Raw genomic sequence first — 12,859 nt, forward strand, 5'->3', positions numbered from 1 at the left:
CAAGGGCAGATATGGCGGGGCAATTTCATGATACAGCTACCACGTCTTCGCAGACGGAGACGCGCAAGCACGCATTCGATCGACGATTATCGGCGGATCGTGCGCAACAAGCTGCGCGACATGCCGGGCGATCGCTCGCTCGCGCTGGCGCAGGCGATCGGCGCCGAGACGATGGAGACGTTCGCCAGCCAGGGTGACGGCCATGTCGCCGTGCTGCGCCACAACGGGCTGGCGGACGGCATGGCGGTCTACGATCTGGGCTGTGGCTGCGGTCGTACCGCGCAGGCGCTGCGCCGCTCGGGCTGGCGGGGCCGCTATACCGGCGCGGACGTCGTACCCGAACTGCTGGAGGAACTGGCGCTGCGGTGCCCGGGCTATGCGACGGTGCTCAACGTCACTCCCACCATCGCCGCGCCGGACGCATCTCTCGACATGGTGTTCCACTGGTCGGTCTTCACGCACCTGTTCCCGGCCGAGGCCTATCTCTACACCGCAGAGGCATTTCGGGTGCTGAAGCCGGGCGGGCGCATGGTGTTCTCGTTCCTCGAAATGGAGGAGGCCGCGCACGACCGCGTCTGGCAGGCCAACCTGAAGCTGCTGAAAGAGGGCAAGGCGGCAGCGCAGCTGGACGCCTTCCTGCACCGCGACTGGATCCGCCGCTTCGCGCGCGAATCCGGTTTCGCCGAGCCGCGCTTCACCGACGGCCTCGACGAAACTCATCATGCGCCGTTCTGGCAATCGCTGGCGGTGATGGAAAAGCCTGCCTGAAAGCTAAGGTGCCTGCCCCCGGGGCCTGACCCTAGAGCCGCACCCGCTCGACCTCGGCCAGCGTGATCTCGTCGCGGCGGCGGTCGTAGAGCTGGGTGGTGCGGGTGGAGGCGTGGCCCGCCATGGCCGCCGCGTTCTCCAGCGTGCCGCCGTTCTTCAGGTATGTCGTGATGCCGGTGGCGCGGAAGGTGTGGTTGCCGATCCGCGTGGCGATGCCCGCCGCCTCCGCGCGGCGGCGGACCATGGCGAAGGCGTCGGGCTGGGTGAGCGGCCTGTCGCCCAGCAGCTTGGTCCTGCGGGACAGGGCTCGGAACAGCGGGGCCTTTGCGTTGCCGGGATCGCTCGCGTCGAGATAGGCCGTCAGGTATTCGTCGAGCAGGTGGTGGCAGGGCATCTCGTGCCGCTTGCCGCCCTTCTCGTGCAGGCGCACCCACAGGCGGCGGCCCTGCACGAAGACGTCCTCGCGCTTCATCGCCAGCGCCGCCCCGATCCGCGCGAAGGAATAGACCATGAGCGCGACCAGCGCCCGGTCGCGCAGGCCGGTCGGCGCGGCAAGATCGATGCTGTCTATCAGCAGGCGCGCCTCCTCCCCTTCCAGCACCGGCGTGCGCCCGGTCCTTGCGGAATGCGCCGGACCGCGCACCGAGGAGGCCGGGTTGAACGGCACCACCTGCCCGGTCACCAGCCAGTCGAACAGATGCCGCACCGCCGCCAGGCGCTGCTTGACGGTCGGCGCCGAAAGCGACTGCCCCAGCTCCTCGACCCACCCGGCGACATGGATCGGGGCGATGGTCTCCAGATCGCGCACGCCGCGCCGGTGGCACCACGAGAGGAAATCGCGCGACGCGCGCGCATAGGCCCGGCGCGTGTTGGGATTGCGGATCGCGGCGGCGAAGAATTCGAGGAAGCGGGTCCGGGCCTGCGGCGATGCCCCGGCCAGGATCGGGCTGTCGGTCGCGGTATATGCGAGCTGTGTCATGCGGTTCTCACCCGGATGCTCGTGCATTGCTCCATGTGCCGCTCTGTCCCTCTTGTGTGCCGTTGGGTGCCGCTGAGTGCCGGTATGTGCCGCATGTTCATTCCATGATAAAGGACATTATCACAGAATGAGGGAAGGATATTTCCCGGTTTGGGAAATATGCGCTTGTTTCCCATTTCGGGAAAGTGTAGATGCGTTGCCATGAGGATCATCGCGCGGAACCGGCTGGTGGCCTTCTGGGAACGTCATCCGGGAACCGAGCGGTCGCTGCGGCACTGGTTCGAAGTGGCGGAGGCGGCGAGCTGGGCAGGGCCGCTCGACGTCATGGCCGATTTCTCGAAGGCGAAAGTGCTCAATGGAGAGCGCGTGCGCTTCGAGGTGGCCGGCGGCGACTATCGCATGGTGGTCGCTTTCGACTGGAGGCGATCGATCGCCTTCGTGAAATTCCTCGGCACCCATGCCGAATACGACAGGATAGACGCTCTCGCCGTGAGCCTGTTCTGATCTCAGGAGACGACCGGATGAACATCCGACCCATCAAGACCGACACCGACCACGAAGCCGCGCTGCGCCAGATCGAGGAACTCTGGGGCGCCGAGGAAGGCAGCGAGCAGGGCGACCGGCTCGACGTGCTGGTCACGCTGGTCGAGGCCTACGAGCGCGACCGCTGGCCGATCGCGGCGCTCGACCCGGTCGGCGCGATCGAGGCCGCCATGGCGATGAACGGGCACAGCCGCGCCGATCTTGCCGCGCTGGTGGGCCAGTCGCGCGCGACCGAGATCCTCGGCCGCAAGCGCGCGCTGACGCTGCCGATGATCCGCAAGATCGCCCGGGCCTGGCATGTGCCCGAAAGGGTTCTGGTTCAGGAATATGCGCTCAATGCATGAGACGTATCCGAGCGCGGGAATGTGCACATTCGTGCTTTCGAGTAGAAATTACCCACAGGCCGTTTCGTGGCCGGGACGGGACGCAGAATGACCGATAACCCACCTTTGATGCCGCAGGGCGAGCTGTTCATGCTGGACAGCCCGCTGACCGGCGAGATCCGGGGCGAGCGCTCGCTCATGGCGTTCCCGTTCTTCGCGCTTTCGAAGAACGCCTGGATGAAGCCGCTGGCCTATGCGACGCCGTCGGTCTCGATCGAGGTCCGGCCCAGTGCACGGGGCGTCGCAACGATCTACGACAAGGAAATTGTCCTTTATATTGCAAGCCTTATGGCATCGAAGATCGATGACGGGAATGCGGTTTCGCAGGATTTCACGTTTACCGCGCATGACCTTTTCAGCGTGACCGGATCGAACCATTCGGCGCGTTCCTATTCGCGCCTGGCGGATGCGCTGGAGCGGCTGCAGGGCACCCAGATCCGCACCAACATCGAGGCCGGCGGGGAGGGCGAGGAGGGCTTCTTCTCGTGGCTGTCCGAAGCGCGCCTGCAATATGCAAGGTCCGGAAAAAAAGGCGAAAAACGTCTGAAGGCGGTCAAGGTGCGCCTCTGCGACTGGCTGTTTCGCGCCATTCTGCGCGACCGGCAGGTGCTCGACTACGCGCACACCTATTTCCAGCTCGGCCCGATCGAGCGGCGCATCTACGAAGTGGCGCGCAGCACCTGCATTGACGGCGAAACGCTGGAAATCGACCTTGCGACCTTCCGGTTGCAGATCGGATTCCAGAACCAGCTCTCCAATTTCCGCGTCGCAATGCGCCAGATCGTCGCCGAGAATGCCATTCCGGACTATCATCTGGAGCTGGTGGAAGAGATGGATGATGCTGAAAACACAGGAAAACGTGGAAGAAAGACGACCAGGGGCAGGGTCGTGATCCGGCAACGCTCCAAGGTTGCGGGGCAGCTTGCGACACAGTGACCGCAGTGACCGCCCGGCGGGGCGGATTGCCAGAATTTAATTTCTACTCGAAAGCACGAATTTCAAGGTCGGCGGCGGGTGGTTCCGTCATCACGCTCTTCTTCAGGCCCCCGTTCAGAACTGCGCGTCGGTCGCCCGGCGCGTTCCCGCCCGGCGCCATGGCTGGCCGATGCGTGTCTCCAGCCTGTCGCGCAAGGCCCACAGCCAGTTCACCCGGCGCTCGGCCACGCCCGGCAGGCTGAGCAGGTCGCCGCCGAGCCAGGGCAGGAACGGGTTGCGGCGGGCGTAGGACCAGATCTCCACCCGCTCGCCCGGCCGCGCCGAGGCGCCGCGCGCGTGGAAGCCGAGGGTGTCGGCGACCACCAGTGTATTGCCCGGCACCGCGAGCGCCTCCGCCCCGGCCAGCTTCATCGCCGCGAGGTCCTCCGCCGAGACACGCGGCGAACCGCGTGCCGACAGCCGGTCTGTCGCATGCGGGTCCGCCAGCGAACGCCGCCGTTCCCAGTCGAGCCGCTCGGGCGTGAAGCGATGCGAGCCGCGCACGTATGTGAACGGCCCCTCGTCCTCCGTCACCGGGTTCAGGAACAGCCAGGCCTTGAGCGAGGCGTGGAAGCTGTCGGCGTGCAGCGTCTCCTGCGGGTCGGGCTCGTTGCCCTCGAAGTGGCTGACGATGGTCTGGATGTAGTGCAGCGGCGTGGTGCGGAAACCGGCGACGTAGTGGAACAGCGCGACCACATCCTCGCGCGCGAGCAGGGCGCGCAGCGCCGGGATCGCGGCGAGCATGGCCGGGTCGATCGCCAACCTGCGGGTGATCGCGTCGCCTTGCCGCATCTCGCGCGCGGGGCCTTCGTAGGCGAGCAGAGCCGCGCGCAGGGCCGGGAACTGCGCGGGCGGCACGATGTCGGGGATGACGACAAAACCGTCACGGTCGAAGGCCGTGCGCCATTCGGGGCGGACCTTGCGCGCAAGCCGCCCGCGCCGCCATGCGCACAGCCGCGCCGCCAGCCTGACCCGGGCGACGTGCAGCCCGCGGGCATTGAGCCGCCGCGAGCCGATCAGCGGGTTATCGAGGAAGCTCTTGGCGCCCGTCAGCAGCTGCGCCGCCCAGACGGGAGCCAGCAGCAGCCTGGCGATCGTCGTTCCATTCTTGCCCGGGGCCATCGCCGCCGGTTGCGCCATACGCGCCGCGGATGCAACCGGAAAGACGCCGTCCCGATCAGCTTGCGCGCCGATGCGTGGATTACCCCTTCACCACCGCGTCGATAGCCATGAGCCGCGCCCAGAGCGGTTCGAACTGGTCCAGCGGCAGCGCGTTGGGTCCGTCGGACAGGGCGCGTTCGGGATCCGGGTGGGTTTCCATGAACACGCCCGAAACGCCCGCCGCCACCGCCGCGCGGGCCAGCAGCGGCACATATTCGCGCTGGCCGCCCGACCGCTCGCCCAGGCCGCCGGGCTGCTGGACCGAATGGGTCGCGTCGAACACCACCGGGCATCCGGTTTCGGCCATGATCGACAGCCCGCGCATGTCGGAGACGAGCGTGTTGTAGCCGAACGAGGTGCCGCGCTCGCACAGCAGGAAGGCATCGGGATCATGACCCGCCGCCGCTGCCGCATTGCGCGCCTTGGCGACCACCTGCGTCATGTCGGCAGGCGCCATGAACTGCGCTTTCTTGATGTTGACCGGCTTGCCCGATGCGGCGACGGCGGCGATGAAATCGGTCTGGCGGGCCAGGAAGGCGGGCGTCTGGAGCACATCGACGACTTCGGCCACGGCCTTGACCTGCCCGGGCTCGTGTACGTCGGTGATGACCGCAAGGCCGGTCTCGGCGCGCACCTTTTCGAGGATGCGCAGCCCCTCGTCCATGCCGAGGCCGCGGAACGACTTGTCCGAGCTGCGGTTCGCCTTGTCGAACGAACTCTTGAAAATCAGCAGCAGGCCGAGGCGCCGCGCGGTCGCGGCGAGCGTTTCGGCTACGGAAAGCGTCAGTTCCTCGCTTTCGATGACGCATGGCCCCGCAATTGCGAATAAAGGAGCTTGGGGGGTAAGCGTTTGTCCGCAAAGGATCATGGATAATGCCTTGGCTGGTTGGATCATGACAACGGGACGCGGCGCCGCTTTCAGCAGCCTGCGGCCGGGGCCTAGTAGGTCGCTTCCCTTGGCGGGGAATGAAACCGCTGGCAATCCCCGTCCGCTTCAAATAACGCTTGTGATTCCTGCCTGTACCCGGCCGGCCGAATTACAAAAAGACACATGACCCCCATGAAGAGCGCATTCTTCGATACCCCCTATGCCGCCTCGGCGCTGAAGACCCTCGACATCGAGCTGCAGGCGCTGGAAACGCTCAAGCAGGCCCTGCAGGCGCCGGAGATGAGCCGTGCGGTCGAGCGGGCGATTCAGGCGCTGGCCGCCACGCGCGGGCGCGTGATCGTCACCGGCATGGGCAAGAGCGGGCACATCGCGCGCAAGATCGCCGCGACCATGCGCTCCACCGGGACCTCGGCGCTCTATCTCCACCCCGGCGAGGCGAGCCACGGCGACCTCGGCGTGATCACCAAGCAGGACGTCGTGCTGGCGATCACCTGGTCGGGCGAGACGGCCGAGCTGGGCGACATCCTGCATTACTGCAACCATTACGGCGTCACGCTGATCGTCGCCACCAGCCACGCGGACAGCACGGCGGCGCGGGCGGCGGACATCTGCCTGGTCATGCCCTCCGTGCGCGAAGCCTGCCCGAACGAGCTGGCGCCCACCTCCTCCACCACGCTCCAGCTGGTGCTGGGCGATGCCCTGGCGGTGGCGCTGATCGAGGCGCGCGGCTTCACGTCCTCGGATTTCCGGGTGTTCCATCCCGGCGGCAAGCTCGGCGCGCAGCTGTCCACGGTGGGCGAGATCATGGGCACCGGCGATGCCATCCCGCGCGTCGGCGGCGATGCCTCGCTGACCAGCGCGACGATCGAGATGAGCCGCAAGCGCTATGGCTGCACCGCCGTGGTGGACGCGGGCGACCGGCTGATCGGCGCCTTCACCGATGGTGACTTGCGCCGCTGCATCGCGGTGCATGACCTCAACGACAACATCGGCCTGCACATGTCGGTGAACCCGCTGACGGTCACCGCCGGCATCCCGGCGTCCGAAGCGCTGCGCATCCTCAACGAGAACGCCGTCTCGGTGCTGTTCGTGGTGGAGGATACCAGGTTGGTAGGCATCGTGCACATGCACGACATCGTCCGGGCCGGGGTGGCCTGAGGCGGGCTTGCCGAAATCCCCCGCGTTGGGGCACTTACCTTGCCGATGACCGATACGAACGCCCTCATCGTCGTTCCCGCCCGCTACGGATCGACGCGCCTGCCCGGCAAGCCCTTGCTGCCCATCGCCGGGCGCACGCTGCTGGAGCGGGTCCATGCCGTCGCCCGCGCCGCCGCCGATCTGGCCGGTGGGTGCGAGGTGGTGGTGGCGACTGACGACCCGCGCATTGCCGACCATGCCCGGCAGATCGGGGCGGACGTGGCGATGACGGCGGCGGAGCTGGATTCCGGCTCCTCGCGCGCCTGCGCCGCCGCCCGGTCGCGGGATCGGCTGCCCGAACTCGTCATCAACCTGCAGGGCGATGCGCCGTTCGTGCCGCCCGCAGTCGTCGCCGGGCTGGTCGCGACCTTGCGGGAGGGCGCGGCGGACGTGGCGACGCCGGTCTACCGGCTCGACTGGGAACGCCTCGAAGCCTTGCGCAAACACAAGGAAACCGCGCCTTTCAGCGGCACGACCTGCATTCGCGGGGCCGACGGGCGGGCGCTGTGGTTCTCCAAGACGATCATCCCCGCCTTGCGTGACGAGGCGAAGCTGCGGGCGGCCGCGCCGCTTTCCCCGGTGTGGCAGCATCTGGGCCTCTATGGTTATCGCATGGCCGCGCTGGAATGGTTCGCCGCCGCGCCGCAGAGCCCGTATGAGGTGCTGGAGGGGCTGGAACAGCTGCGTTTCCTCGAAGGCGGGCGCTCGATCGCGACGGTCGAGGTCGATCCGCCGAGCCATGCGATGTCGGGCATCGATACCCCGGCCGACCTCGCCCTGGCGGAAGAGGCGATCGCACGGCTAGGCGATCCGTTCCCGGCCTGATACCGCGCATCCGATGTTCGTTATCGTGAGACACGGCAATACATTCGAGCCCGGTGAGCCGCCGCGCCGCATCGGTGCGCGCACCGACCTGCCGCTGACCGCTGCAGGGCTGGCGCAGGCGCAGGCGCTGGGGGCGCATTTTGCCGCGCAGAAGCTTGGTTTTTCGCGGGTTCTCGCCTCCCCCCTCGCCCGCACCCGCCAGACCGCTCGGGCGATCCTCGCTCACCTTCCCGACACTCCCGAACCCGAAGCGGCCGACTGGCTGCGCGAGATCGACCACGGGCCGGACGAGGACCGGAGCGAGCCCGAAGTGCTCGCCCGCATCGGCGCGGGGGCGCTGGCGGCCTGGGATGCGCGCGCGGTGCCGCCGCCGGGCTGGACGGTGGACGCGGAAGCGCGGATTTCCGCCTGGCACGCGCTGTTTTCGGGGGATCACGGCCCCACCCTCCTCGTCACCAGCAACGGCGCCGCGCGGTTCGCGCTGATCGCGGCGGGGCTGGAGGTGCCGGCTTGCGAAATGGTGGGCGGGATGAAGCTGGCGACCGGCTCCTACGGCGTCATCCGCAGGGGTGAGGACGGGGTGCTCGGCCTGGGCGAATGGGGCGTCAGACCGTGAGTTTTCCGCCGATCTTGCGCGCTCCGCCGTTTCCCGGGGGAAACGGGGGGGTGTCCCTCCCCGCCCCTCAGGGCAATGCGCCCGTCGATACCGAAGCGCTGTTCGCCATGGTGCGCGAAGCGCGCGTCGGGGGGGACTTCTGGGCCGCTCCGGCGGGGGCCGAGCATCGCGTGGCCATCGTGCGCAGGCCCTTGAATACGAAGGACTATCCCGAAGTCGATCCGTGGTCCGTGCTGCTCCATGCGCGCCGTCTGGAGGCGCATGGCGATGACGAGTGGATCGTCCTTGCCCGCGTTGCAGGGCTGGCGGTGGAGGTGCTTTCGCCGGGCCGTTTCGGTGCTCCGGGCGACGATGCGGCCAAGCTCGACCGGCTTGCGGCGCAGGCGCTGACGGCGGCGCAGTGGCGCGATCCGTTCACCGGCGGGGCCTCCACGATCACGGCGGTGGTGGAGCTGCTGGCGCTGTGGCGCAGCACGCTGGAGGCAAACCGGCCGATCATGGCGGCGTGCGGCATGGCATGGTGGAAACGCGCGGAAATCCGCCGTTTCCTCTGGCATCCGGCACATCGTCTGGCGGTGGTTCCGTCCGCCGACAGGGCCTTGCAAATCGCTCGCAGAGGCGGCGGCGCCCTTGCCATCTGGCCTTCGCGCGTGTCCCCCGCGCTCATCGCAAAGGCCCGCGCACAAGGCGTGCCGCTGGTCCGCGTGGAGGACGGTTTCGTGCGCTCCGTGGGGCTCGGCGTGGACCTTGTCCCGCCGTCCTCGGTGGTCGTCGACGCCACCGGCATCCATTTCGACCCCTCCGGCCCGAGCGATCTCGAAGCGGTACTGAGCGGCACCCAGATGCACCCAAGGGTGCTTCAACGGGCCGCAGCGCTGCGCGATACCATCGTCAGGGCGGGCATCAGCAAGTATGCGGCGGACCTCAGCGCGGCGCTGCCCGAACGCGATCCGAACCGCCGCCTCGTCCTCGTCACCGGGCAGGTGGAGGACGATATGTCCGTCCTCGCCGCCGGGGGCGGCCCCGGCTCCAACCTTGCCCTCCTGCGCCGCGCCCGCGAACTGGAACCCGATGCCGAGATCTGGTTCCGCCCGCACCCCGACGTCGACGCCGGGCACCGCAAGGGGGCAGTCGCCGACGCCGAGGCGCTCACCCATGCCGACAAGGTGGTGCGCGGCGGCGGCATGGCGCCGCTGCTCGATGCGGTGGACGCGGTGCATGTGCTCACCTCGCTCGCCGGGTTCGAGGCGCTGATGCGCGGGCGCGAGGTAACCTGCCACGGCGTGCCGTTCTATGCAGGCTGGGGCCTGACGCGCGATCTGGGGACGGTGCCCGAACGGCGCACCCGCCCGCTCACCCTCGATGCGCTGGTGGCGGGGGTGCTGATCCTCTATCCGCGCTACCTCGATCCCGTGACCGGCCTGCCCTGCCCGCCCGAGGTGCTGGTCGGCCGCATGGCCACCGCCAGCGCCACCAATCGTCTAAGGTGGATCGCGCCGGTCCGCCGCTGGCAGGGCAGGCTGATGAACCTGATCCGCAGAAAATGACCGTAATCCTTGATATATCCCGCCTGATCTCGCGCCTGCGCTACTCGACGCCCTCGGGCGTGGACCGCGTGGAGATGGCCTATGCGCGCGGCCTGCTGGCGCATTACGGCGAGGATCTGGCCTTCGCCGCCGTCCACCCCTCGGGCCTCTACGGGCGGTTGAAGCGCGATGCCGCGCTCGCCTATCTCGACGAGTTGGAACGCCGCTGGGCGAGCGAGGAGGACGCGCCGCGCCAGCGCTCGCTGCCCTCGGTCATGCCGCAGCTGGCCGCGCTGCTGCCGACGGGCAAGGGTGTGGGAAGCGGGGGCGTCTACGTGCAGGCCTCGCCCCATCACCTGACCAACGCCGCCAGGGTGCACCGGATCCTCGAGCGGGAGCGGGCGCGGTTCCTGTGCCTCGTCCACGATCTCATCCCGATCGAGTTTCCCGAATATGCCCGCCCGTCCGGCGCGGCGCTGCACCGGCGGCGGATCGAGACGATCGCCTCGGCCATCGCGAAGACCGGCGGCGCGGCGGTGGTCAATTCCGCCGCGACGGGCCGCTCGCTGGCGCCGTGGCTGCAGCCCGGCACCCCGATCCACGTCGCCCTGCTCGGCACCGAGGCGCTTCCCGCCGCCCTGCCCGAGATGTCGCCCGATGGCCGCCCCTGCTTCGTGTGCCTGGGCACCATCGAGCCGCGCAAGAACCACCTGCTCCTCCTCCACCTCTGGCGCCATCTGGCGGAAACGCTGCCGCCCGGGCAGGTTCCGCGCCTGATCGTCATCGGCCGGCGGGGCTGGGAGAACGAGCAGATCGTCGACATGCTGGAGCGCTGCCCTGCCCTCGTCGGCCATGTCGAGGAACTGGGCGGCTGCCCGGACGCGCGCCTCTCCGCGCTGCTGCGCGGTGCGCGGGCGCTGCTGATGCCCTCGTTCGCGGAAGGCTACGGGATGCCGGTGGCCGAGGCGCTTTCGGTCGGCACCCCGGTCATCGCCAGCGACCTTGCCGCCTTGCGCGAAGTGGGCGGCGACGTGCCCGACTATCTCGACCCGCTCGACGGTCCGGGCTGGAAGGCGATGGTGCTCGACCATGCGGCACAAGGCCCCGTCCACGCCGCGCAGATCGCCCGCCTGCCGGGCTGGCACAATCCGGGCTGGGGCGAACACATGGCAATCGTCACGAACGCGATCGAGGGGCTGCGCGGCGCATAGCGCGCCGTCAGTTCCCCAGCCTGCCCGTGGTGTCGTAGCGCAGCGAGGTATAGGGCACCTGCAGGTAGTCCAGCACCGAGTACGCCGCCCTGCCGATGCGCGATCCCGAGTTCGCGAACAGCAGCTCACCCAGGTTCAGGCCGACGCCGACGAACAGGTGGCGTTTCGGGGTCAGCCCCTGCGCGCGGTCGCTGGCGAGGAAGTCGCTGGCGTAATAGCCCACCTGCAGGTCGAGGTACTTCAGCGGCGTGCGCTCCAGTCCTTCGAACCCCGCGCCCTTCAGCGAGAACATGAAGCGCTGCTGCTCGTAGTGCTTCTTGCCGACGTGGCTGTAGATCTGGCCGTTGGGCACGATCTCCAGCTTGAAGGCGAGCTTTTCCTTGAGCCCCGGCACCGTGTTGCGCAGGACCGAGAAGGCCGCGCCCGCGATGTTCATGGTGATGTCCTGCATCGAATAGCCGCTGTCGGGCTCGATCGCGTCGGACATCTCGTTGATCGCCATCAGCCCCGCCGCGAGGATGCCCGCGGTCAGCGCATCGCCTTCGGATCCGCCGGTGTTGCGGTGGATGCGATAGTGCAGCAGCTCGGCGATGAGATAGGTGTTGTAGGCATGGGTCAGCTTGTCGACGCCGATGTTGTGGGTGTCCTTGCCGAACCATCCCTCGTCCTGGAAGTGGAAGGGGGCGGTCGGCTTGAACAGCTTGGGGATCGACTGCGCGCCGACATAGGCGGACAGGATCGCCAGTTCGGTGCCGACGCTGCCGGCCTGGCGGAAGAAGCCGCGATGGCTGGCGTATGCGCGCGGGACGTGGCCGGTTGCGTCGCGGGGGGGCGGGCTGTCGGTGATGGATGCCGTGCCCTCCGGCCTGTCTAGCCGCCTGTCTTGTGGTGGGGGCGGCCCGTAGGCGTCCGGCGCGATATCGTTCAAATCCCAGTCGGCGCTGCCGTCCGCCGCCGCGATCAGGGCCGATGGCGGGGGCTGCGGCGGGAACTGCGGCGGGGCGATGTGGAAGACGGAATCTTCATCCGTAATGGAATCTTCCAGCGCCTCCGCACAAGCTGGGGGTGACGCGAGACCAGCGGCCAGCGCCAGAACCGCGCACCTGCGGTAACGGATCCTCATCGCCTTCCCTGCCGCAGCGTCGTGCCTTTCCGGGCCTTTACGGCCTTTTCTCGAGGCGTCCTCCAGGCAAACCGGCGCGTTGCCGGTCCTCCCGCTGGCGGAGGCCGGTCCGGGTGAAAATCATCCGGAATGAACGAATTTTAACGCGGCAAGCCGATCTGGCCAGAACTTTGTCGTCAAAGAGTCATGATTTGACGGGGGGTGCGATTCCCCATTGGGGGCGCGCAGTCAGGCCGCGCGCGCTGCGGCCTCGCGCTCGATGGCCTTGCGGATGTCCTTGACGAAGCGCGAATGGCGCACGCCCTTGAGGAACAGCTCCTGGATCAGGTTGCCCCGCCAGCGGCATGGGCGCTTGATCTGGATGAGCAGGATGTAGCGGTCCTCGTCCGTCTCGTTCCAGACTTCATGGTTGAACATGTCGTCGAACAGGAACGATTGCCCGTCCTCCCAGTGCAGGACGTGGAGGTGCTCGCCCTCTTCCAGGTGCATCCGGCACTTCTCGCGTTCGCGCGGGGCTTTCAGCGCCAGGTGATAGGTCAGCATGCCCTTGGTCATGCCCCAGTGGCGCGGGATGTGGCCGCCGGCCTCCATGACCGAGAAATTGGCGGTGACGAGGCCGGGCACTTTCTCGATCAGCGCGGCGGTCAGCGGCGCGCGCGCGGC

Annotated in this window: 14 protein-coding genes; 9 read left to right on the plus strand and 5 right to left on the minus strand. The window is 68.2% G+C overall.

Annotation, left to right across the window (positions count from 1 at the left end; genetic code table 11):
• The first annotated feature begins 27 nt into the window (after positions 1–27).
• Complete coding sequence (locus tag ACODRZ_RS23905; protein ID WP_488972677.1) at positions 28–768, plus strand: class I SAM-dependent methyltransferase; 741 nt, start codon at positions 28–30, stop codon at positions 766–768.
• Between the two features lie 31 nt (positions 769–799).
• Here the strand turns inward: ACODRZ_RS23905 and ACODRZ_RS23910 are convergent, their stop codons facing one another.
• Positions 800–1,747: a tyrosine-type recombinase/integrase gene (locus tag ACODRZ_RS23910; RefSeq protein WP_488972678.1), complete on the minus strand. Its 948-nt coding sequence runs from the start codon at positions 1,745–1,747 to the stop codon at positions 800–802.
• A gap of 201 nt (positions 1,748–1,948) precedes the next feature.
• On the opposite strand from ACODRZ_RS23910, the gene ACODRZ_RS23915 reads away from it, so the two are divergent.
• The 3 genes from ACODRZ_RS23915 to ACODRZ_RS23925 all read left to right on the plus strand — a co-directional run bounded on the left by ACODRZ_RS23915 (position 1,949) and on the right by ACODRZ_RS23925 (position 3,609).
• Positions 1,949–2,251, plus strand: coding sequence for a type II toxin-antitoxin system HigB family toxin (locus tag ACODRZ_RS23915; RefSeq protein WP_488972679.1), 303 nt, complete (start codon positions 1,949–1,951; stop codon positions 2,249–2,251).
• Positions 2,252–2,268: 17 nt separating this feature from the next.
• On the plus strand, positions 2,269–2,634 hold the full coding sequence (locus ACODRZ_RS23920) for a helix-turn-helix domain-containing protein (RefSeq protein ID WP_488972680.1): 366 nt from the start codon (positions 2,269–2,271) through the stop codon (positions 2,632–2,634).
• 129 nt (positions 2,635–2,763) lie between these two features.
• Positions 2,764–3,609 (plus strand): replication initiator protein A, encoded by an 846-nt coding sequence (locus ACODRZ_RS23925; protein WP_488972701.1) that lies wholly within the window; start codon positions 2,764–2,766, stop codon positions 3,607–3,609.
• A 114-nt stretch (positions 3,610–3,723) separates the two neighbouring features.
• Here the strand turns inward: ACODRZ_RS23925 and ACODRZ_RS23930 are convergent, their stop codons facing one another.
• Positions 3,724–4,770, minus strand: a complete 1,047-nt coding sequence (locus ACODRZ_RS23930; RefSeq protein ID WP_488972681.1) for a phytanoyl-CoA dioxygenase family protein — start codon at positions 4,768–4,770, stop codon at positions 3,724–3,726.
• 79 nt (positions 4,771–4,849) lie between these two features.
• Positions 4,850–5,677: a 3-deoxy-8-phosphooctulonate synthase gene (gene kdsA, locus ACODRZ_RS23935; RefSeq protein ID WP_488972682.1), complete on the minus strand. Its 828-nt coding sequence runs from the start codon at positions 5,675–5,677 to the stop codon at positions 4,850–4,852.
• Positions 5,678–5,869: 192 nt separating this feature from the next.
• Between kdsA and ACODRZ_RS23940 the strand changes: the two genes are divergently transcribed.
• Genes ACODRZ_RS23940 through ACODRZ_RS23960 form a run of 5 tightly spaced genes read left to right on the plus strand, consistent with a single transcriptional unit; the run spans position 5,870 to position 11,073 of the window.
• The gene (locus ACODRZ_RS23940; RefSeq protein ID WP_488972683.1) at positions 5,870–6,856 is read left to right on the plus strand and encodes a KpsF/GutQ family sugar-phosphate isomerase; all 987 of its coding nucleotides are present in this window, start codon (positions 5,870–5,872) and stop codon (positions 6,854–6,856) included.
• A gap of 45 nt (positions 6,857–6,901) precedes the next feature.
• Positions 6,902–7,720 (plus strand): 3-deoxy-manno-octulosonate cytidylyltransferase, encoded by an 819-nt coding sequence (locus ACODRZ_RS23945; RefSeq protein ID WP_488972684.1) that lies wholly within the window; start codon positions 6,902–6,904, stop codon positions 7,718–7,720.
• A gap of 13 nt (positions 7,721–7,733) precedes the next feature.
• Complete coding sequence (locus ACODRZ_RS23950; protein WP_488972685.1) at positions 7,734–8,336, plus strand: histidine phosphatase family protein; 603 nt, start codon at positions 7,734–7,736, stop codon at positions 8,334–8,336.
• Positions 8,318–9,883 carry a capsular polysaccharide export protein, LipB/KpsS family gene (locus ACODRZ_RS23955; protein ID WP_488972686.1) on the plus strand — a complete coding sequence of 522 codons (1,566 nt, stop codon included), beginning with the start codon at positions 8,318–8,320 and terminating at the stop codon, positions 9,881–9,883. The genes ACODRZ_RS23950 and ACODRZ_RS23955 overlap by 19 nt, the downstream gene beginning before the upstream one ends.
• Positions 9,880–11,073 carry a glycosyltransferase family 4 protein gene (locus ACODRZ_RS23960; RefSeq protein ID WP_488972687.1) on the plus strand — a complete coding sequence of 398 codons (1,194 nt, stop codon included), beginning with the start codon at positions 9,880–9,882 and terminating at the stop codon, positions 11,071–11,073. The genes ACODRZ_RS23955 and ACODRZ_RS23960 overlap by 4 nt, the downstream gene beginning before the upstream one ends.
• Positions 11,074–11,080: 7 nt before the next feature.
• Here ACODRZ_RS23960 and ACODRZ_RS23965 read toward each other — a convergent pair whose 3' ends face one another.
• Both ACODRZ_RS23965 and ACODRZ_RS23970 read right to left on the minus strand, forming a co-directional pair.
• The gene (locus ACODRZ_RS23965; RefSeq protein WP_488972688.1) at positions 11,081–12,196 is read right to left on the minus strand and encodes a DUF2279 domain-containing protein; all 1,116 of its coding nucleotides are present in this window, start codon (positions 12,194–12,196) and stop codon (positions 11,081–11,083) included.
• Positions 12,197–12,424: 228 nt separating this feature from the next.
• Positions 12,425–12,859: aspartyl/asparaginyl beta-hydroxylase domain-containing protein (locus ACODRZ_RS23970; RefSeq protein ID WP_488986267.1), on the minus strand; the 435-nt coding region annotated here is incomplete at its 5' end.

The organism is Novosphingobium sp. FG90 (assembly GCF_057808725.1).